We start from the raw sequence: 20,120 nt of genomic DNA, 5'->3' as shown, positions 1-20,120 counted from the left end.
ACCCCGGTGTCGGGGAAGGCCCCGGAGAGGTCGCTACCTCCGGCGGACGCCGCGGGTGGGCGGGGCCGTCCACGGGTCCTCCGGCCAGGCGTGCTTCGGGTAGCGCCCGCGCAGCTCGGCCCGCACCGCCGGGTAGCCGGTGCGCCAGAACGACTCCAGGTCGGCGGTCACCGCGGCCGGGCGCCGGGCCGGGGACAGCAGGTGCAGCAGCAGCGGCACGCGGCCGTCGGCGAGACGTGGGGTCGCGGCCCACCCGAACGCCTCCTGGATCCGCACCGCGAGGACGGGCTGCTCCCCGTCGTACTCCACGCGGACCTGGGAGCCGCTGGGCACGCGGACGCGCTCGGGGGCGAGCTCGTCGAGGCGGCCCGCGTCGGGCCAGGGCAGCAGCCGGCGCAGCGCGGACAGGACGTCGATCCGGCGCAGGTCGCGGGTGCCGCGGATCCGGGCGAGCTCCGGGCCGAGCCAGGACTCGGTCGACGCGGTGAGCGCCTCGTCGGACACGTCGGGCCACGGGTCGCCCAGCGCGTCGTGCAGGAACGCCATCCGGGCCCGGAGCGAGCTGGCGGCCTCGGTCCAGGGCAGCACCGCGAGGCCCTCCACCCGCAGACCCTCACGCACCGCCGCGGCCACCAGCGCGGGCGCCGGGGACGCGATCGGCTCGGAGGCGAGCTCGATGGCGCCGAGCCGGGTGCTGCGCCGCGCGACCACCCGGCCGTCGGCCCACCCGACCAGCTCCTGCTCGTGCCAGAGGGCGGCCGCCGCCTCCAGGGCGAGGTCCTCGTCGATCGGCGCGGCGGACCGGATCGTCGCGTCCCGCATCCCGGGGCGGCGGTCTGCGTCGGCGACGGCCAGCCAGGTGGTGCCGGACAGGGCGGACCCGCCGGGGCCGAACACGGCACCGGTGCCGGAGGCCATCAGGTAGGCCGTCGAGCCGGGGCGCTGCCGGGCGACCCGTCCCGGGTGCGCCAGCGCGACGACCAGCCCGACCGCGAGGTCGTCGGGCAGCCCGCGCTCGCCGTCGTGCTCCCGGACCGAGGCGGGCAGCGCGGCCCGCAGCTGCCGCACCGAGGACGACCAGCCGGCCGCGGCGGCGCCGCCGCGGCGGACGGCCCGCAGCGCGGCGACCAGGTCCCCACCGGGCGAGCGGACGTCCTCGGACAGCAGCGCGACGACCTCGGCGGCGCGCCGGGCGCCGACCACGGCGGCCCCGTCGAGCAGCGCGCGGGCCAGCCGCGGGTCGGCCGCGACCCGGGAGATGTCCCGGCCCCGGTCGGTGACCGAGCCGTCCTCGTCGACCGCGCCCAGGTCCGCCAGCGTCGACCGGGCGGCCGCGAGGGCGGTCTGCGGCGGCGGGTCCATCAGCGCCAGGCCGGTGCCGTCCGGGGTGCCCCACACGGCGAGCTCGAGGGCGAACGACGTGAGGTCGGCGGTGGCGATCTCGGGCTGCGGGTGCGGGGGGAGGTGGGCGTGCTCGGCCGGCGACCAGCAGCGGTACGCCGCACCGGGGGCCTCGCGCCCCGCGCGACCGGCCCGCTGCTCGGCCGCCGCCCGGCTCACCCCGACGGTGACCAGGCCGGCGAGCCCGCGCCGGTGGTCGGTGCGCGGCTCGCGGGACAGCCCGGCGTCGACGACGGTGCGCACCCCGGGCACGGTCAGTGACGACTCGGCGACCGCGGTGGAGACCACGACCCGCCGCCGGGGCCCGGCGGCCAGCGCCAGGTCCTGCTCCTCGGAGGTCAGCCGCCCGTGCAGCGGGAGCACGTCGGCGTCCACGCCGCCGAGCCGGCGCACCACCCCGGACACCTCCGCGACCCCCGGCAGGAACACCAGCACGTCGCCGGGCTGCTCGGCCAGCGCGCGTCGTACACAGGCGGCGACGTGGTCCAGGAAGCGCGGGGTCACGCCGCGGTCGTCGGAGCGGCGCACCCCGGTGGGCAGCGGGCACCAGACCTCGGCGACCGGGTGCAGCGCCCCGCTGACCGCCACGACCGGCGCGTCGTCCAGCAGGGCGCTGGTGCGGGCCGCCTCGACGGTCGCGGACATCGCGACCAGCAGCAGGTCGTCCCGGAGGTTCTGGCGCACGTCGACCAGCAGCGCCAGGGTCAGGTCGGCGTCGAGCTGGCGCTCGTGCACCTCGTCGAGGACCACGGCCGCCACCCCGGGCAGCGCCGGGTCGCGCTGCAGCCGCCGGAGCAGCACGCCGGTGGTCACCACCTCGATCCGGGTGGCCGCGCTGGTGCGCCGGTCGCCGCGCACGGCGTACCCCACCGTCCGGCCGACCGGCTCGCCGAGCAGGTGCGCGATCCGCCGGGCCGCCGCCCGGGCCGCGATCCGCCGGGGCTGGGTCACCACCACCCGGCCCGAGGAGCCCACGAGCGCGGCGACCGCCGGGGGCACCAGCGTGGTCTTGCCGGTGCCCGGGGGGCGCCTGCACCACCGCGGTGCCGCGGGTCCCGAGCGCCGCGGTCAGCCCGGCCAGCCCGGCACCGACCGGGAGGTCCGGCGGGTCGGCCAGGAGACGGGCGATCGGGTCGGCGGCCACCCGCTCAGCGCGCCTGGAGGGCGTCCATCCCCACGGCCGCGGCGAGCACCAGACGGCGGTCCAGCGTGCGCTCCGCGTCGGGGGTGCAGTCGATCGTGTAGTGGTCGTTGAGCTTCCAGGGCTGGCGGGTGTGGTTCACCAGCACCCGGCCACCCCGCTTGAACACGAAGTGGTACGGGATCGGGAGCCAGTCGGCGTAGTTGCCGATGTAGGGCACGAAGCCGACCAGCCGCCGGAAGAGGGCCACCGCCAGGCTGCGCTCGGTGGCCTCGGCGACCTGGTTGCCCAGCGCGTCGTACAGCAGGTACGTCGAGCGCAGCAGGCTCGCGGCGAAGGCCTTCTGGATCTCGCCGATCTTGTCGCCGTTGGAGTCGGTGATGTCGTAGCGCGCGGCGGGGTCGAAGCGCCGCCGGGCCTTGATCCGGAGCACCTCGGTCGACTTCGACTCGTCGGTGAAGAACCGGATGTCCTCCTTGAACTTGAACCGCGCCTGTTCCACGAACGCGAACCGCTCGCCCTCCCGGCCGTCGGCGTCGGGGAGCGAGAAGAAGTAGCGGTTGATGACCATCGTCCACTTCTGCCGGAGCAGGAAGACGTCGTGGTCGTTCGGGTCGAAGGGGGGCATACGAGTCAGGCTAGCGGTCGGTGGCCCGCAGCTTCGGGTTCTCGAAGGTCGCCGGCTCCTTGAGACGGTGCGCCCGGTCGAACGGCCAGACGATGGCGTAGACCTTGCCGACGACGTCGTTGGCCGGCACCGAGCCGCCGCCCGGCAGGTCCTGGTGGAACCGGGAGTCCTCGCTGTTCGCGCGGTTGTCGCCCATCACCCACAGCCGACCCGGCGGGACCGTGACGTCGAAGGTCCGGTCCGAGGGGTGCGCGCCGCGCATGATGTAGGACTTCTCGTCGAGCGGGATCTCGTTCACGGTGACCCGGCCCTGAGGGTCGCAGCACTTCACCCGGTCCCCGCCGACGCCGATCACGCGCTTCACGAGGTGCCCGCCGGTGGGGTACAGCCCGACCTCGGAGAGCACCTTCTGCAGCGGGGACAGCGCGGGCACGCCCTCGGTGCCGAGCCACTGGCCGCCCGGGTCGTCGAACACCACGACGTCGCCGCGGTGCACGTCGCCGTGCCAGTAGGAGATCTTCTGCACCAGGATCCGGTCGTCCTCGACGAACAGCGGACGCATCGAGCCCGACGGCACGAAGAACATCTGCACGAAGAACGTCTTCACGATCGCCGAGACGAGCAGCGCCAGGACGAGCAGGATCACCGTCTCCAGCCAGACCGGGAGGGTCCGCCGCTTCTTCGTGACAGCAGCGTCGCCGTCCGTGGTCGTCATGCCCGCGACTCTATGCGACGTACCGCAGCGGGCCCGCCCTGACCGACCTCGAGCCGGGTCGGCGATGAGTTCCTGTCGGTGGTGCGGTCTGTACTGCGGAGCGGACCCCTTGGTCCGGGAATGGGGAGCAACGTGATCCATGCGCGAGGTCTGGTGCAGACCTTCCACACCAAGCAGGGCCGGCAGAAGACCGAGGTGCGCGCCGTCGACGGCGTCGACCTCGACGTCGAGGAGGGCGAGGTCGTCGGCTTCCTCGGCCCGAACGGCGCCGGCAAGACCACCACGCTGCGGATGCTGACGACGCTGCTGACGCCGACCGCGGGCACCGCGTCGGTGGCCGGGTACGACGTCGTCCGCGAGTCCGTCCAGGTACGTCGCAGCATCGGCTACGTCTCGCAGGCCGGTGGCGCGTTCAGCGGGGCGCGGGCCGGCGACGAGGTCGTCGACCACGGCATGCTCTACGGCCTGTCCAAGCAGGTCTGCGAGGCGCGCGGACGGCAGCTGTTCGAGCAGATGGACCTCGACGGGCTGTGGACCCGGATGCCCAAGAACATGTCCGGAGGCCAGAAGCGTCGCCTCGACATCGTGATGGGCCTGATCCACGAGCCGCGGCTGGTCTTCCTCGACGAGCCGACGACCGGGCTGGACCCGCAGGCCCGGGCGAACCTCTGGGAGCACATCCGCGACCTCCGCTCCCGGCGCGGCGCGACCGTCTTCCTCACCACCCACTACCTCGACGAGGCCGACGCGCTGTCCGACCGGATCCTGATCATCGACCAGGGCCGGATCGTCGCGGCGGACACCTCCGACAACCTCAAGACCCAGGTCGCCGGCGACCTGGTGCACCTCGAGCTGGTCGACGCCGACCAGGTCGCGGAGGCCGCGCGCAAGCTCGCCTCCCTCGGGGACTCCCGCGGCGAGGTGGAGGTCGACGGCCGCCACGTGCGCGGCCGGGTGCCCCGCGCCGGCCGGTCCGTGCAGGGGCTGCTGCGCGACCTGGACCGGTCCGGGATCGACCTGGACTCCATCGAGGTGCACCGCCCCACGCTCGACGACGTGTTCCTCTCGCTGACCGGCCGCTCGCTGCGGGACGCGGAGTCCACGCGGCCGGCCGACGCCCCCGGCGAGCCGACCGCCCCGTCCGACGTACCCGAGGGAGCCCTGCAGTGACCACGTTCCTCCGCGAGAGCCACATCGTGTTCCGCCGCCAGCTGCGGATGAACCTCCGCAACCCCGCGTGGGTGCTGATCGGCGCCTTCCAGCCGGTGCTCTACCTGCTGCTGTTCGGCCCGCTGCTCAAGCCGCTGGTGGAGCAGTTCGGGGCGACCAACGCCTACACGTTCTTCGTGCCCGGCATGCTCGTCCAGCTCGGCATCTTCGGGGCGTTCTTCGCCGGCTTCTCGCTGATCGGCGAGTGGCGCGAGGGCGTGATCGAGGCCGAGCGGGTCACCCCGGCCAACCGCACCGCGCTGCTGGTCGGCCGGCTCTACCGCGACCTGCTGCAGCTGCTCGTGCAGGCGTTCATCCTGATCGGCCTCGGCTACGCGCTGGGCATGGACGCCTCGGTCACCGGGCTGGTCGTCGGGGTGCTGCTCACCCTGCTGATCGGCGGTGCGTGCGCGGCCGCCTCCAACGCGCTGGCGCTGACCACCAAGAGCGAGGACGTGATGGCGCCGGTGATCAACGTGGTGATGATGCCGGTGCTGCTGCTGTCCGGGATCCTGCTTCCGATGACGATCGGGCCGGCCTGGCTGCTGCGGGCCAGCGACTTCATGCCGATCCGGCACGTCGTGGACGCGGTGCGCAGCGCGTTCGCCGGCGACCTCACCTCCTCGGGGATGTTCTGGGGCACCGGGTGGTCGCTGCTGCTGTTCGGGCTGGCGCTGTGGTGGGGCACCGCGACCTTCCGCAAGGAGAACAGCTAGGCAGGCCCTTGCCAGGTCGGTTTACATTCCCTATGGTTTTGTAAACCGACCTGGAGGTACCCCGTGACCGCACTGGACACCGGCTCGACCGTCTCGCAGCAGTCCACGCAGGAGTGGACCGACTCGAAGCGCTACCTGTGGCTGCTCGGCCTGGTGGTGCCGTCCCTGGCGTTCGTCGCCTCGGGGCTGCACGCACTGACCGGCTGGGGGGTCTGGTGGTGGATCGGGCCGATCGTGGTCTTCGGCGTCGTGCCGGTGGTGGACCTGCTGGCCGGGCTGGACCGCAGCAACCCGCCCGACGACGTGATCGAGGCGCTCGAGGAGGACCGCTACTACCGGTGGATCACCTACCTCTACCTGCCGGTCCAGTACGTCGCGCTGGGGTGGTCCTGCTGGCTGGTCGCCCGCGGCGGGCTGCCGCTGGTGGACGAGGTCGGCCTGGCCCTGACCACCGGGATGATCGCCGGCATCGGGATCAACACCGCCCACGAGCTCGGTCACAAGAAGGAGAAGCACGAGCGCTGGCTGGCCAAGATCGCGCTGGCGCAGAGCTTCTACGGGCACTTCTACATCGAGCACAACCGCGGCCACCACGTCCGGGTCGCCACCCCGGAGGACCCGGCCAGCTCCCGGGTTGGCGAGTCGCTCTACGCCTTCCTGCCGCGCACGGTCCTCGGCTCGCTGCGCAGCGCGTGGAACCTGGAGAAGCCGCGCTTCCGGCGCCGCCAGCAGAGCCACTGGTCGATCCGCAACGACGTGGTCAACTCCTGGTTGATGTCCCTCGTGCTCTGGGGCGCCCTGGTCGCCGCACTCGGGTGGCGGGTGCTGCCCTTCCTGGTCGTCCAGGCGGTCGTCGGGATCGGCCTGCTGGAGGTGGTGAACTACCTCGAGCACTACGGGATGCGCCGGCAGCGCACCGGCCCGGACGGCACCGGCCGCTACGAGCGGGTGCTGCCCAGCCACTCGTGGAACAGCAACAACGTCGCCACCAACGTGCTGCTCTACCACCTGCAGCGGCACAGCGACCACCACGCGAACCCGACCCGGCGCTACCAGACGCTGCGCGACTTCGAGGAGTCCCCGGCGCTGCCGACCGGGTACGCCGGGATGATCCTGCTCGCGCTGGTCCCGCCGCTGTGGCGCCGGGTGATGGACCCGCGGGTGCGCGCGCACTTCGGAGGCGACATGTCGCGGGCCAACGTGGACCCGAGCAAGTGGTCGACGTACGCCCCCCGCTGAGTTGTCAGGCGGTGAGTCGGCCCTGACCGATCCACCGCCTGACAACTCGGGGGGATCAGACCTCGGGGCGGCCCTCCTCGGCCCACAGGGTGTGGAAGGTGCCCTCGCGGTCGATGCGCTGGTAGGTGTGCGCCCCGAAGAAGTCGCGGAGCCCCTGGATCAGGGCGGCCGGCAGCCGGTCCCGGCGCAGCGCGTCGAAGTACGACAGCGACGTCGCGAAGGCCGGGACCGGCACCCCCGCACCAGTGGCCGCGGTGACCACCCGGCGCCAGGCGTCGGCCCCGTCCTTGACGGCGGTGGCGAAGTACTCCTGGGTGAGCAGCGTGGTCAGGTCGGGTTCGGCCTGGTAGGCGTCGGCGATGCGGTCCAGGAACTTCGCGCGGATGATGCAGCCGCCGCGCCAGATCGTGGCCATCTCGCCGGGGTCGATGCCCCACCCGTACTCGTTGCTGCCGGCGGTGATCTGGTCGAACCCCCTGGGCGTAGGCGACGATCTTGGCCGCCAGCAGGGCGGTGCGCACGTCGTCGACGAAGCCCTGCGGGTCGTCGAGGTCGCGGACCGCGTCGGGGGCCTCGAACACCGCCTGGGCGGCGCGGCGCTGGGCGAGGTGCCCGGAGATGCTGCGCGCGAAGGTGGCCTCGGCGATGCCGGTGATCGGCACGCCCAGGTCGAGGGCGCTCTGCACGGTCCAGCGCCCGGTGCCCTTCTGCTCGGCGGCGTCGGCGACCACGTCCACGAAGGGCTTGCCGGTCGCGGCGTCGACGTGCGCGAGCACCTCGGCGCTGATCTGGATCAGGAAGGAGTCCAGGTCGCCGCGGTTCCACTCCCGGAACACCTCGGCGATCTCGGCCGGCTCCTGGCCGACCAGGTGGCGCAGCACGTCGTAGGCCTCGGCGATCAGCTGCATGTCGGCGTACTCGATGCCGTTGTGCACCATCTTCACGAAGTGCCCGGCGCCGTCCGGCCCGACGTGCGCGCAGCACGGCGTGCCGTCGACCTGGGCCGCGATCGACTCCAGGACCGGCCCGAGCCGGGCGTAGGCGTCGTCGGAGCCGCCGACCATGATCGAGGGCCCCTCGAGCGCGCCCTCCTCGCCGCCGGAGACGCCCATGCCGACGAAGTGCAGGCCCTTCGCGGACAGCGCCTGCTCGCGGCGCCGGGTGTCCTGGAAGTGCGCGTTGCCCGCGTCCACGACGATGTCGCCCTCGTCGAGCAGCGGCACCAGGTCGTCGATCACCGCGTCGGTGCCCTCGCCCGCCTTGACCATCACGATGATCGCCCGCGGTCGCTGGATCGAGGCGACGAAGTCCTCGAGCGACTCGCTGCCGACGAAGGTGCCTTCGTCGCCGAACTGCTCGACCAGGCTGGTCATCCGGGAGGTGGTCCGGTTGTGCACCGCGATGGTGTGGCCGTGCCGGGCGATGTTACGGGCCAGGTTGCGGCCCATCACCGCGAGCCCGGTCAGACCGATGGTGGCGGTGGCTTCAGGCGTCGACGTCATGCCAGCCAGCCTTCCACCGCGACCCAAGGGCGGCCAGGTGCGTCGCCCGGTAGGTTCGGCGGCACGTCCAGCCAGCCACGAGTGAGGAGCGACGATGAGCCGGTACGCCTGTCCCGGATGCGGCTACGTGTACGACGAGCAGGCCGGCGCCGCGCGCGAGGGGTTCGCCCCGGGCACGTCCTGGTCCGAGGTGCCCGAGGACTGGCCGTGCCCCGACTGCGGCGTGCGCGACAGGGCCGACTTCGAGGCCGTGCATGGCTGAGCCGTCCCCGGCCGCGCGGCCGGTCCCCGAGCGGGTGCTCGACGCCACCGCGCGGATCACCGTCGAGGACGGCTGGGCGGCGGTGACGATGGCGAAGGTCGCCGCGATCGCCGGGGTGAGCCGGCAGACCGTCTACAACGAGTACGGCGCCAAGCCGGCGCTCGGGCAGGCGATGGTGCTCCGTGAGCTCGAACGGTTCCTCGCCGTCGTCGCGCACGAGCTGGACACGCACGACGACCTGGTCGAGGCGATCCGGGCCGCCGCCGAGCAGACCCTCATGCTGGCGCAGGCGAACCCGCTGCTCAACCGGATGCTCGCCTCGGCGCACGGCGTCTCGGCGGGCGCACCGGGAGCCGACACGGCGCTGCTGCCGTTCCTCACCACCGACGCCGCCCCGGTGATCGCCGCGGCCCGGGACGTGATCCTCGCCCGGCTGACCCGGTTCCCCGACCTGGGGCTGTCGCCGGCCGAGGTGGACGCGTCCGTCGACGCGATCGTCCGGCTGGTGCTCAGCCACGTGATGCAGCCGGGCGGCGGGCCGGCGCGCACCGCCGACGACCTCGCCTGGATCGTGGCCCGGGTGCTCGGCACCCGGCCGGGCACCGAGGCCCGGAGCTAGGCCCCCCGGCTGTCCCATGTCGGGCAGGCCGTCGACCTGGGGCTCCTCGGAGCCGCTGTCGTCGGACTCGTCGTCGGGGTCGGCGGCCAGCGGGTTCTTCGCCGGCTGGAGGTCCTCGGGGAGCTGCTCGTCCGCGATCAGGCCCACCTCCGGCGTCTCGCTGGTGGCGTCGTCCTGGCCGGTCTGCTCGTTCGTTGGCTCGCTCATGGGGACGTCGTACCCACCCGGTCCGCGGATGATGCCGGGGCGTCCACCCGGTCCGCCCCGTTCTGTGGCCCGGAGCAGGGCCGGAGACGGGCCGGAGACGGGCCGGAGACGGGCCGGAGACAGGACAGTGGCCCCGACCCGGAGGTCGAGGCCACTGCGTTGATCCACCCAATCTCGGCGCGGGAAGGAGCGGCCTCCCGAGCCAAGCTTGTGGGGTGGTCGGGCCCGGGACAGGTGGTGGGTGTCACCGGGCTCGACCACCAGCACGGGGTCACATCTTCGGCATCAGCACCGAGTCGATGAGGTACACGGTGGCGTTCGCGGTGTGCACGCCGCCACAGATCACGTTGGCGCCGTTGACCTTCAGGTTGTCGCCGGAGCCGGTCACCTTGACCGTGCCGCCCTGGACGGTCTTGAGGGTCTGGCCCTCGATCTCGGTGGGGAGCATCTGGTTCGGCACCACGTGGTAGGTCAGGACCGTCGACAGCGTCTTGGCGCCCTTCGGGGTGGCCAGGAGCTTCAGGGTGGCCTTGGGGAGCTTCGCGAAGGCCGAGTCGACCGGGGCGAAGACCGTGAACTCGCCACCGTTGAGGGTGTCGACCAGGTTCACCTTGGGGTTGAACTTGCCGGACACCGTGGCGGTGAGGGTCTTCAGGATCGGGTTGTTGCCGGCGGCGACGGCCACCGGGTCGGCGGCCATGCCGGCGACGGAGCCGCTGCCGTCCGGGACCTGCTTGGCGTAGTCCGCGCAGCCGGGGCCGACGAGGTCGGCGGCCGGGTCGGCGGCCGCGCTGCTCTCGGGAGCGGAGGCGCTGCTCTCCGGGGCGGACGGGGCGGCGCTGCTGGCGGTGTCGCTCGCGCTGGAGTCCGTGGAGCTGTCGCTGCCACAGGCTGCCGTCATGGTGAGCGCGGACACGACCGCCGTTGCGGCTGCGATCCTCTTGATGGTGCGCATGAGATGTGCCTTTCGTCGGAACTTCGGCTTGGGTGCCTTGCTCTGTGGGTGGTTCGCGACCCCCGGGGGACCGGATGGGTCGGTGCTGCAGAAAAGGGGGAGAAACTTCCGGGTCAGCCGGCGGTGACGTTCACGCTGTGCCAGCCGGTGGAGCCGTTGGGCGCGATCGGGACGCGCTTGTCGGTCTGCGTGTAGCCGGTGTCGTCGGTGGCGCGGACCTCGAGCTGGTGGGTGCCGGCCTGCGGCTCCCACATCCACACCCACTGGCGCCAGGTGTCGATGTTGTCCTGGTCGGCGAGCGTGGCCTGTTCCCACGCACCCCCGTCGACGCGCACCTCGACTGATCTGATGCCGCGGTCCTGGGACCAGGCCACGCCGGCGACCGGGACCTTGTCGCCGGTCCTCACCTGCGCGAAGGACTTGGGTACGTCGATCCGCGCCGCCGTCTTGATCGGCGCCTTCACCGAGTAGCCACGGGTGGACCAGTAGGCCTTGAAGTCCGCGAACCGGGTCACCTCGATGTCCACGACCCACTTGGTCGCCGAGACGTAGCCGTAGAGACCGGGCACGACCATCCGCACCGGGAACCCGTGGGCCAGCGGCAGCGGCTCGCCGTTCATGGCGACCGCGAGGATCGCGTCGCGCTCCGGGTCGTTCAACGCGCCGAGCGGCGTACCGATGGTCATGTTGTCGGCGCTGGTGGACTTGACGGCGTCCGCCCCGTCCTGGACCCCGGCCTCCTCGAGGAGGTCGCGGATCGGGACGCCGAGCCAGGTCGCGTTGCCGGCGTACTTGCCGCCGACGGGGTTCGAGACGCAGGTCAGGGTGATCCGCTTCTCGATCATCCGGCGGGCCAGCAGGTCCTCGTAGGTCAGCTCGATCTCCTTGTCGACCATGCCGTGGATCCGCAGCGTGTAGCCGTCGATCGGCACGTCGGGCACGCTGAGCGCGGTGTCGACGCGGTAGAAGTCCTTGTTGGGCGTGAGGTACGGCGTGATGCCGGGGACGTCGAGGCTGGTGCCCGACGCGAGCGCCGGGGTCGGGGCGCCGGGCTTCGGGAGCGTGATGTCGGCGCGCTCGCCGGCGGCCGCGGAGCCACCGAACGTCTGCCGCACCGCGCCACCGGCGACGGCCACGGCACCGACGGCGGCCGCGGCCGCGAGGAACTTCCGGCGGTCGAACGCCGTGGGCAGGTCGTCGCCCTCGACGTGCGCGGGCAGCAGGTCGCGCACCAGGATCCGGGGCTTGCCGTCCTCGACGGTCTCGACCTGGTGGACCGGGCCGGGCGAGGAGACGGTGTCGGGGGCGGACGGGGAGGACGGCGCTGCGGACCCGGCGCGACCCGTGGGTGCGTGCTCGGCGACGGCGGTGCCTGTGGGCCCCGAGGGCCGCGAGGTCACCGCCGTACGCGCCGGTGCGCGCAGGGCCCGCAGCAGCAGGAGGAGTGCCACGGCGCCGACCGCCATCAGGGCGAGGGCCGGCAGCAGGCACAGGAGCGGGGAGGCCGTGGCCGACCGGTCGGTCAGAGCGGCCACCAGGGCCACGACGCTCAGCACCAGGAACGCCCCCAGGGCGACCCGGGGCCGGCGGACGCCGACCGCGCCGGCCACGACCGCGAGCAGCGCCACCGTGACGATGACGCCGCCGATCAGGACCGGCTTGTCGTTCTCCCCGAAGGTCCGGATCGCGAACTCCTTGAGCGGGCGCGGGGTCGCGTCGACGGCCCGGTTGCCCACCGCCAGCAGCGGCGAGGTGACGCCGGTCAGCAGCGCGGCGAGCGCCTCCGAGACGGCTACGGCCGCGGCCCCGGCGAGCAGGCCGGCCGCACCGCCCAGGATCCAGCGGTGGCGGGACGCGCCACGTCGGCGCTCCGGGCCGTGCGAGGTGTCAGACATGCCCGTGGTTCGGTACGGCGGCCCCGCCGGATGGGTGCACGGGGGCCGCCGGCCGGTTCCCGGGTTCCCGGGACCGTCTTGACGGCACGGGTGAAACTGGGGGGACGGTCCCGGGGGAGACATGGGTCACGGGAGGGGAGCGATGCGGCACGAGCGCGTGCGGAGGTGTGCGGGGGCGGTGCTGTGCGCCGTCCTGGTGCTGGTGCTGGGCGCCTGCGGCGGCACCGACACGATCCGTCGCACGGGGGCGAGCGCCACCGGTTCCGGCCCGAGCGGCGGAGCCTCCGAGGCGAGCGACCCGGCCGACGGCAGCGCGACCGGTGGCGCCGGCGGCGCGGGCTCGGACGCCTACGCCGTGGCGGACCCCGGCAAGCTGCGCCCGCCGCTGCTGCCCGCCGACGTGCTGGTCACCAGCAGCCGCACGATCCCCGCCTCGGTGCGCGCGGCCGTCCGCCGCGTCCGCGGCGTCGAGGCCGCGATGCCGCTGTCCCTGGCGTCCCTGTCGCTCAACGGCCGCACGCTCTCGGTCGCCGCCGTGGACCCCGGCGCGTTCCGGCGCTTCACCACGCTGCAGTCCGCGAGCGCCGACGACGTCTGGTCCCGGGTCGCGGGTGGCGAGGTCGCGGTCGACCCGGCCCTGCCCCGCCGGCTCGAGCAGCCCGAGGGCTACCTCCACCTCGGCACGGCGGCCGACTCACCGGAGGTGCACATCGGCGCCTACGCCCCGCTGGTCAAGCAGATCTCCGCGGTCGTGAACTACAAGCGCGGCGAGCAGCTCGGCCTGCCCCGCGACAACGCGCTCCTCGTGTCCACGGGGAAGCTGACCCCGTCCGCGGTGATGGACCGGCTCGAGAAGGCGGTCGGCCCCGGGATCACCATGCAGACGCTGGCCCTGGAGTTCAACGTGGACGTCCGGCAGACCGCCGTGCTCTCGGGCAGCTCGGTCAGCGACGCGGTGGGCACCTTCACCTACACCCCGCACGCCGACGGGACGGTGACCCCCGACCAGGCCTGGGTGCGCTCGTTCATCCGCACCGAGCAGGTCCCGATCCTGGGCAGCGTCACCTGCAACAAGGGGATGCTGCCGCAGCTGCGGGCCGCGCTGACCGAGGTGGTCGCCGACGGGCTCGCCGACCGGGTGCACCCCGGGGAGTACGCCGGCTGCTACTACCCGCGGTTCATCGCCAACGACCCCGGCAAGGGGCTGTCGCTGCACTCCTGGGGCATCGCCGTCGACCTGAACGTGCCCGGCAACCAGCGCGGGACCGTCGGGGAGATGGACCGGCAGGTCGTCGCGATCTTCAAGAAGTGGGGCTTCGCCTGGGGCGGCGACTGGTCCTACACCGACCCGATGCACTTCGAGATGTCCCAGGTCGTCCGCGCCGGGTCGTCCGGTTGAGCGTGCGCCTGGCCGCACCCGCAACCGGACGACCCGGCGCGGGGAGGCGGGTCAGACCTTGTTGTGGTGGTCGACGACCTGCTTGGCGACCTCGGCGAGCTTGATGTTCATGTCCTGCGAGGCGCTGCGCAGCATCGCGAAGGCCGCCTCGTCGCTGATCTTGTGGAACGCCATCATCAGCCCGATGGCCTTGCCGATCTCGCGGTTGCTGGTCAGCCCGGCGCGCAGCGTCTCCGCCGTCTTGCGCTCGTGGGCGGCGAGCAGGGCCACGGTCACGAACGACGCGAGCACGATGCCCTGGTCGACCGAGTCGTTGTCGAGGCCGCCGGGGGTCTCGGAGAAGAGGTTCAGGGCCCCGGACTTCTGGTCGCCGACCAGCAGCCGGAACCCGGCCATGCTGCGCACCGGCGTGGTGGCGAGCACCCGCTCGGTGAGCCGCGGCCACGGGGAGCCGTCGGTCAGGTCGGCGTCGTGGTAGACGGAGTTGTCGACGATCGCGTCCAGGCAGGGGCCCTCGCCCAGCTCGCGCTCGTAGCCGTCGATGGTGCGGGCCACCTCGCCGCTCGAGGCGACGGTGAGGAAGGTGTCGCTGCCGCGCAGCATCAGGCTGGCGTGGTCGCAGCCGTTGACCAGCCGGGGTGCGGCGCCGACCACGGCGTCGTACACCTCTTCGAAGCTGTCGCTGGCGTAGACGATCTGCGCCAGGGAGCGGAAGATCCCGGCGGTCGCCTCGTCGGCGGGGTACGGAACTAGCTCGTCGCTCATGTCTGGTGGCCCTCCACCCCGTGTGCTGCGTCCTGTCGCTCTCAAGACGCCGCCATTCTGACACGCGCCGCTGCGCGGGACCGTGGAGTTCCCGGGGCGAGCGCCGGGGCGAAAAGGGGATCCGCCTCGGCCGAGCCTACCTGCCGGTCCCGTCCCGCTCCCCTGCGCGAGAATCGGGTGGGCATACTCGGACCCGCCCCCGTCGTACGTCGCAAGGAGAGCTCATGCGTTCGGTCCAGGTCGTCTCGCTCGACGGTCCCGCCGGTGTCCGGGTCGTCGAGGCCCCCGCCCCGACCCGTGCGTCCGGCGAGGTGCTGGTCGAGGTGCACGCGCTCGGCACGAGCTGGCCCGACCTGCTGCTCAGCCGCGGCGAGTACCAGCTCAAGCCCGAGGTGCCCTTCCAGCTCGGCGTCGACTTCGCGGGGGTGGTGCGCGAGAGCGACGAGGGCTCCGGGCTCGCGGTGGGCGACCGGGTGGCCGGCTGCCTGCCCTACGGCGGCGGGGCCGACCTCGTCTCGACCTCCGCGGACGCGCTCTTCCCGCTGCCGGACGGGGTGACCTTCGAGAAGGCCGCCGCGCTGCCGATGAACTACCTGACCGCGCAGTTCGCCCTCGAGACCCGCGCGCAGCTGCAGCCGGGCGAGACGGTGCTGGTCAACGGGGCGGCCGGCGGTGTCGGCACCGCGTGCCTCCAGGTCGCCAAGGGGTACGGCGCCCGCACCGTCGCCGTGGTCTCCACCCAGGAGAAGGCCGACTTCGTCCGGGCGCTCGGCGCCGACGAGGCGGTGCTGGTGGACGGCTTCCTGGCGGCGGTCAAGGAGCTCACCGACGGCCGAGGCGTCGACGTGCTGGTCGACGTGGTCGGCGGGGACCTGATGACCGACTCGCTGCGCTCGCTGGGGCAGCTCGGCCGGCTGCTGGTAGTCGGCTTCACGGGCGGCACGATCCCGCAGGTCAAGGTCAACCGGCTGCTGCTGAACAACACCGACGTCCGCGGCGTCGGCTGGGGCGCCTACGCGATGTCCCGGCCCGGGTTCATGCGCCGGCAGTGGGACGCCCTGCTGCCGATGATGGAGTCCGGCGTCGTCGACCCGCCGGTGGGCACGACGTACCCGGTCGAGGAGGTCGCCCGCGCGCTCGCCGACCTGGAGAACCGGACGGTGCTCGGCAAGACGGTGCTCACCCTGCGCTGAGCCGAGGCGCCGTCGCGTCCGGCCGCCTCCGCGCGGCGGGCGGTTGTAGCCTGGCGCGCGTGACGATTCTCGATGACGCCCGCGCGGGCATGGACCCCGACACCCGTCCCCAGGACGACCTCTTCCGGCACGTCAACGGCCGTTGGCTCGAGACCACCGAGATCCCCTCCGACCGCTCCGCCTGGGGTGCCTTCGCGGTGCTCGCCGAGCAGTCCGAGGACCGGGTCAAGGCGATCATCGAGCAGCTGGCCGAGGGCGAGCACGAGCACGGCTCGAACGCCCAGAAGATCGGTGACCTGTTCACCAGCTTCATGGACGAGGAGCGGATCGAGGCGCTCGGGGCCGAGCCGGTCCGCGCCGACCTGGAGCGGGTCGCGGCGCTGCCCGACCTGGCCGCCCTCGTCGAGTTCGTCGGCGGCCTCGAGCGCCGCGGCGGCAGCGGCTTCTTCGGCGCCTACGTCAACACCGACGACCGGGACGCCACCCGCTACCTGCTCAACATCGTGCAGAGCGGCACCGGCCTGCCCGACGAGTCCTACTACCGCGAGGACAAGTTCGCCGACATCCGCGCGGCCTACGTCGCGCACGTGGAGAAGATCTTCGCGCTCGGCGGCTGGGCCGACCCGGCCGGCGCCGCGCAGCAGGTGATGGACGTCGAGACCCGGCTTGCCCAGGGCCACTGGGAGCGGGCCGAGACCCGGGACGTCCTCAAGGCCTACAACCTGACCCCGCTCGCCGACCTGCGTGCGCTGGTGCCGGCGCTGCCGCTGGACACCTGGGCGCGCGCGCTCGGCGCCGACGAGTCGACGCTGGCCGAGACGATCGTCCGGCAGCCGTCCTACCTCGAGCACCTGTCCGTGGCGCTCGAGGAGGTGCCCTTGGCCGACTGGAAGGCGTGGGTCGCGGCGCGCGTGCTGCGGGCGGCGTCGCCGTACCTCTCGACCGCGTTCGTGGAGGAGAACTTCGAGTTCTACGGCCGCACGCTGAACGGCACCCCCGAGCTGCGGGTCCGCTGGAAGCGCGGTGTCGGCTTCGTGGAGAGCGCGATCGGCGAGGCCGTCGGCGAGGAGTACGTCGCCCGGCACTTCCCGCCGGAGTCCAAGCAGATCATGGAGGGCCTGGTCGCCAACCTGCTCGAGGCCTACCGGCGCAGCATCGCCTCCCTGGACTGGATGACCGAGGAGACCAAGCAGCGCGCCTACCGCAAGATCGAGACGTTCCGCCCCAAGATCGGCTACCCCGACACGTTCCGCGACTACTCCGCGCTCGAGGTCGGCGCCGACGACCTGCTCGGCAACGTCCGCGCGGTCTCCGCGTTCGAGACCGACCGCGAGCTGCGCAAGATCGGCTCCCCGGTCGACCGCGACGAGTGGTTCATGCTGCCGCAGCACGTGAACGCCTACTACAACCCGGGCATGAACGAGATCTGCTTCCCGGCCGGCATCCTGCAGGCGCCGTTCTTCGACGCCGACGCCGAGCCGGCCGAGAACTACGGCGGCATCGGCGCGGTGATCGGCCACGAGGTCGGCCACGGCTTCGACGACCAGGGCTCGCAGTACGACGAGCTCGGCAACATGGCGGACTGGTGGACCGCCGCCGACCGGGAGGCGTTCCAGGGCCGGGCCGACAAGCTGGTGAAGCAGTACGACGGCTTCGAGCCGGCCGAGCTGCCCGGCGAGCACGTCAACGGCTCGCTGACGGTCGGGGAGAACATCGGCGACCTGGGCGGCATCACCATCGCGCTCAAGGCCTACCTGATCAGCCTCGGCGACGAGCCGGCCCCCGAGGTCGGCGGCTGGACCGGCGCGCAGCGGGTGTTCCTCAGCTTCGCGAACGTGTGGCGCTCCAAGCGCCGCAAGGAGCAGCTGCTCCAGCTGCTCACGGTCGACCCGCACAGCCCGGCCGAGTTCCGCGCGAACATCGTGCGCAACCTCGACGAGTTCGTCGAGGCGTTCGACGTACGCCCCGGCGACGGCCTGTGGCTCGACCCCGCGGACCGCGTCCGCATCTGGTAGCGCCCACCCGTCACTCGTGCAGCAACACTCCCGGTGTTTCGCTGCATGAGTGACGGGTCAGCGGGCCGGTCAATGCAGGAGCACCGGGGCGGCGTCGTCCGCGGGCGCCTTCGGCTTGGTCCGCGGCAGCATCACCGCCGGGACGAGGCAGAGCGCGACCAGCACCGTCGCCACCACGAACACGTTGCCGAACGCGTCGGCCATGTCGGCGAGCGCCTTCGGCAGCACGGACGGATCCGGCAGCGCGCGCAGACCCTCGGGCGACTCGAGCGCGGACCGGAGCTGGCCGACCGCGGCGCTGGAGTTGAAGCCGTTGGTGAGCAGCACCGAGAACAGCGCGGTGCCGATCGACGCGGCGATCTGCTGGGTGATGTTCATCAGCGTCGAGCCGCGGGCGATCTCGTGGTCGCGCAGCGTCTGCAGCGCCGAGGTCATGATCGGCATCATCGTGCCGCCCATGCCCAGGCCCATCACGAACAGCGCGCTGAGCAGGTAGGTGTAGGAGGTGTCCACGCCGACCTGGGTGAACATCGCCATCCCGACCACGATCACGGTGATCCCGGTGATCACGATCTTGCCGGGGCCGATCCGGTCGGTGAGGATGCCGGCGACCGGCATGGTGAGCATCGCGCCGATGCCCTGCGGGGCGAGCAGCAGCCCGGCCTGCAGGGTGCTCTCGCCGCGCACCTGGAGGAAGTAGGACGGGAACAGCAGGCTGGCGCCGAAGAACGCCATCGCGAACAGCGACATCGCGATCACCGAGACGCTCAGCGCGCGGTTGCGGAACAGCTGCAGGTCCATCAGCGGGTGCTCCGGGGAGCGGAACAGCGAGCGGAGCACGAACGCCGCGACCAGCACCAGGCCGATCGCCGCGGTCACCAGGACCCGGGCCGACCAGACGGTGCGGGCCTCGGGGATCGAGGAGACCCCGAACAGGAACAGCGCCAGGCCGGGGGAGAGCAGCAGCATGCCGACGAAGTCGAAGCTCTCCGAGGGCGTCGGGTTGTCCGCCGGCAGCACCAGCGCGGCGTAGGCCAGCGCGACCGCGCCGATCGGCAGGTTGATCAGGAAGATCCAGTGCCATGAGGCGATGTCGATCAGCCAGCCGCCGAGGATCGGGCCGAAGATCGGGCCGAGCAGCATCGGCACCCCGAGGACGGCCATCACCCGGCCGATCCGGTCCGGGCCCGCGGCGCGGGTCATGATCGTCATGCCCAGCGGCATCAGCATGCCGCCGCCGAGGCCCTGGAGCACCCGGAACGCGGTGAGCATCTCGACGCTGTTGGCCGTCGCGCACAGCAGCGAGCCGCCGGCGAACAGGGCGACCGCGAGCATGTAGAGCCGCTTGGTGCCGAACCGGTCGGCCGCCCACCCGGTCAGCGGGATCACCGACGCGAGGGCCAGGGTATAGCCGGTCATCGTCCAGGCGACCGCGGCCGGTGAGGCCGCGAACACGCGCTGGAAGGTGGGCTGGGCGACGCTGACGACGGTGATGTCGAGGATCGACATGATCGCGCCGAGCACGACGACGCCGGCCACGAGGAGGACGTCCTTGTCGAGCTTGTCGCTGCCGTGGGGCGCCGATCCGGGTGGCAGGGACGTGGGCTGCGGTGGGGTCTGGGTGGTCACCGCCCCAGGGTAGGGACTTCCGGAACCCCGGGTCACATTAATGGTGTGTGAACCCACCCACCACCCGTCACTCGTGCAGCGACACGCCGGGTGTGTTGCTGCACGAGTGACGGGTCGGCGATCAGAGGAGGGCCTCGATGGCTCCGGTGACCTGCGGGTCGTCCGGTACGACGGTGGGGGCGAAGCGTGCGACGACCGTGCCTTCGCCGTCCACCAGGAACTTCTCGAAGTTCCAGGCGATGTCGCCCGCCTTCCCGGCCTGGTCCGCGACCTGCACGAGCTCGTCGTACACCGCGTGCCGGCCGGCGCCGTTCACCTCGACCTTCTCGGTCATCGGGAACGTCACGCCGTAGGTCGCGGAGCAGAAGTCGGCGATCTCCTCCGCGCTGCCGGGCTCCTGGCCGCCGAACTGGTTGCACGGCACGCCGACGACGGTGAAGCCGCGGCCGGCGTACTGCGCCTGCAGCTCCTCGAGGGCGGTGTACTGCGGGGTCAGCCCGCACTTGGAGGCGACGTTGACCAGCAGCGCGGGACCGCCGCCGGTGATCTGGCCGAGGGTGGCGTCGGTGCCGTCGAGGCGGGCGATCGGGATGTCCAGGAGGCTCATGGCCCCCAGCCTAGGTGGCGGGA

The 20,120-nt window shown here is 72.6% G+C and carries 16 protein-coding genes and 1 pseudogene; 8 read left to right on the top strand and 9 right to left on the bottom strand.

Annotated elements, in window-relative coordinates; genetic code table 11:
• Positions 1 to 33 precede the first annotated feature (33 nt).
• The 3 genes from hrpB to lepB all read right to left on the bottom strand — a co-directional run bounded on the left by hrpB (position 34) and on the right by lepB (position 3,885).
• Positions 34 to 2,400, bottom strand: a complete 2,367-nt coding sequence (hrpB, locus tag KRR39_RS19815) for an ATP-dependent helicase HrpB (protein WP_254185287.1) — start codon at positions 2,398 to 2,400, stop codon at positions 34 to 36.
• Between the two features lie 149 nt (positions 2,401 to 2,549).
• Positions 2,550 to 3,170, bottom strand: a complete 621-nt coding sequence (locus KRR39_RS19810; RefSeq protein ID WP_216939147.1) for an LURP-one-related family protein — start codon at positions 3,168 to 3,170, stop codon at positions 2,550 to 2,552.
• 10 nt (positions 3,171 to 3,180) lie between these two features.
• Positions 3,181 to 3,885 carry a signal peptidase I gene (gene lepB / locus KRR39_RS19805; RefSeq protein ID WP_216939146.1) on the bottom strand — a complete coding sequence of 235 codons (705 nt, stop codon included), beginning with the start codon at positions 3,883 to 3,885 and terminating at the stop codon, positions 3,181 to 3,183.
• A gap of 132 nt (positions 3,886 to 4,017) precedes the next feature.
• Here lepB and KRR39_RS19800 point away from each other — a divergent pair, with 132 nt between their 5' ends.
• The 3 genes from KRR39_RS19800 to KRR39_RS19790 all read left to right on the top strand — a co-directional run bounded on the left by KRR39_RS19800 (position 4,018) and on the right by KRR39_RS19790 (position 7,049).
• The gene (locus tag KRR39_RS19800) at positions 4,018 to 5,055 is read left to right on the top strand and encodes an ATP-binding cassette domain-containing protein (RefSeq protein WP_216939145.1); all 1,038 of its coding nucleotides are present in this window, start codon (positions 4,018 to 4,020) and stop codon (positions 5,053 to 5,055) included.
• Complete coding sequence (locus tag KRR39_RS19795) at positions 5,052 to 5,810, top strand: ABC transporter permease (protein WP_254185286.1); 759 nt, start codon at positions 5,052 to 5,054, stop codon at positions 5,808 to 5,810. The genes KRR39_RS19800 and KRR39_RS19795 overlap by 4 nt, the downstream gene beginning before the upstream one ends.
• A 63-nt stretch (positions 5,811 to 5,873) precedes the next feature.
• The gene (locus tag KRR39_RS19790) at positions 5,874 to 7,049 is read left to right on the top strand and encodes an alkane 1-monooxygenase (RefSeq protein ID WP_254185285.1); all 1,176 of its coding nucleotides are present in this window, start codon (positions 5,874 to 5,876) and stop codon (positions 7,047 to 7,049) included.
• 55 nt (positions 7,050 to 7,104) lie between these two features.
• Here the strand turns inward: KRR39_RS19790 and gnd are convergent.
• A pseudogene (gene gnd, locus KRR39_RS19785) lies at positions 7,105 to 8,551 on the bottom strand (NADP-dependent phosphogluconate dehydrogenase).
• A 94-nt stretch (positions 8,552 to 8,645) separates the two neighbouring features.
• Here gnd and KRR39_RS19780 point away from each other — a divergent pair.
• Both KRR39_RS19780 and KRR39_RS19775 read left to right on the top strand, forming a co-directional pair.
• On the top strand, positions 8,646 to 8,813 hold the full coding sequence (locus KRR39_RS19780; protein WP_216939144.1) for a rubredoxin: 168 nt from the start codon (positions 8,646 to 8,648) through the stop codon (positions 8,811 to 8,813).
• Positions 8,806 to 9,432: a TetR/AcrR family transcriptional regulator gene (locus tag KRR39_RS19775; RefSeq protein WP_216939143.1), complete on the top strand. Its 627-nt coding sequence runs from the start codon at positions 8,806 to 8,808 to the stop codon at positions 9,430 to 9,432. The genes KRR39_RS19780 and KRR39_RS19775 overlap by 8 nt, the downstream gene beginning before the upstream one ends.
• A 478-nt stretch (positions 9,433 to 9,910) precedes the next feature.
• Here KRR39_RS19775 and KRR39_RS19770 read toward each other — a convergent pair whose 3' ends face one another.
• Positions 9,911 to 10,594, bottom strand: coding sequence for a fasciclin domain-containing protein (locus KRR39_RS19770; RefSeq protein ID WP_254185284.1), 684 nt, complete (start codon positions 10,592 to 10,594; stop codon positions 9,911 to 9,913).
• A 113-nt stretch (positions 10,595 to 10,707) separates the two neighbouring features.
• Complete coding sequence (locus KRR39_RS19765) at positions 10,708 to 12,489, bottom strand: molybdopterin-dependent oxidoreductase (RefSeq protein ID WP_216939142.1); 1,782 nt, start codon at positions 12,487 to 12,489, stop codon at positions 10,708 to 10,710.
• 142 nt (positions 12,490 to 12,631) lie between these two features.
• Here KRR39_RS19765 and KRR39_RS19760 point away from each other — a divergent pair, with 142 nt between their 5' ends.
• Positions 12,632 to 13,888, top strand: a complete 1,257-nt coding sequence (locus KRR39_RS19760) for a M15 family metallopeptidase (protein ID WP_216939141.1) — start codon at positions 12,632 to 12,634, stop codon at positions 13,886 to 13,888.
• Between the two features lie 51 nt (positions 13,889 to 13,939).
• On the opposite strand, the gene KRR39_RS19755 is transcribed toward KRR39_RS19760, so the two are convergent.
• Positions 13,940 to 14,653: a GAF and ANTAR domain-containing protein gene (locus tag KRR39_RS19755; RefSeq protein WP_216939140.1), complete on the bottom strand. Its 714-nt coding sequence runs from the start codon at positions 14,651 to 14,653 to the stop codon at positions 13,940 to 13,942.
• Between the two features lie 224 nt (positions 14,654 to 14,877).
• On the opposite strand from KRR39_RS19755, the gene KRR39_RS19750 reads away from it, so the two are divergent.
• Together KRR39_RS19750 and KRR39_RS19745 are read left to right on the top strand one after the other, a co-directional pair.
• Complete coding sequence (locus KRR39_RS19750) at positions 14,878 to 15,846, top strand: NADPH:quinone oxidoreductase family protein (protein WP_216939139.1); 969 nt, start codon at positions 14,878 to 14,880, stop codon at positions 15,844 to 15,846.
• Between the two features lie 59 nt (positions 15,847 to 15,905).
• Positions 15,906 to 17,861 (top strand): M13 family metallopeptidase, encoded by a 1,956-nt coding sequence (locus KRR39_RS19745; protein WP_302053517.1) that lies wholly within the window; start codon positions 15,906 to 15,908, stop codon positions 17,859 to 17,861.
• A 69-nt stretch (positions 17,862 to 17,930) separates the two neighbouring features.
• Here KRR39_RS19745 and KRR39_RS19740 read toward each other — a convergent pair whose 3' ends face one another.
• Positions 17,931 to 19,490, bottom strand: coding sequence for a DHA2 family efflux MFS transporter permease subunit (locus KRR39_RS19740; protein WP_367303687.1), 1,560 nt, complete (start codon positions 19,488 to 19,490; stop codon positions 17,931 to 17,933).
• A gap of 121 nt (positions 19,491 to 19,611) precedes the next feature.
• Complete coding sequence (locus tag KRR39_RS19735; RefSeq protein WP_216939138.1) at positions 19,612 to 20,097, bottom strand: glutathione peroxidase; 486 nt, start codon at positions 20,095 to 20,097, stop codon at positions 19,612 to 19,614.
• Positions 20,098 to 20,120: the final 23 nt, after the last annotated feature.

Source organism: Nocardioides panacis (assembly GCF_019039255.1).
GTDB lineage: Bacteria > Actinomycetota > Actinomycetes > Propionibacteriales > Nocardioidaceae > Nocardioides_B > Nocardioides_B panacis.
Note: the sequence above shows the minus strand (reverse complement) of the source record. Positions and strands in the feature narration are given on the sequence as shown.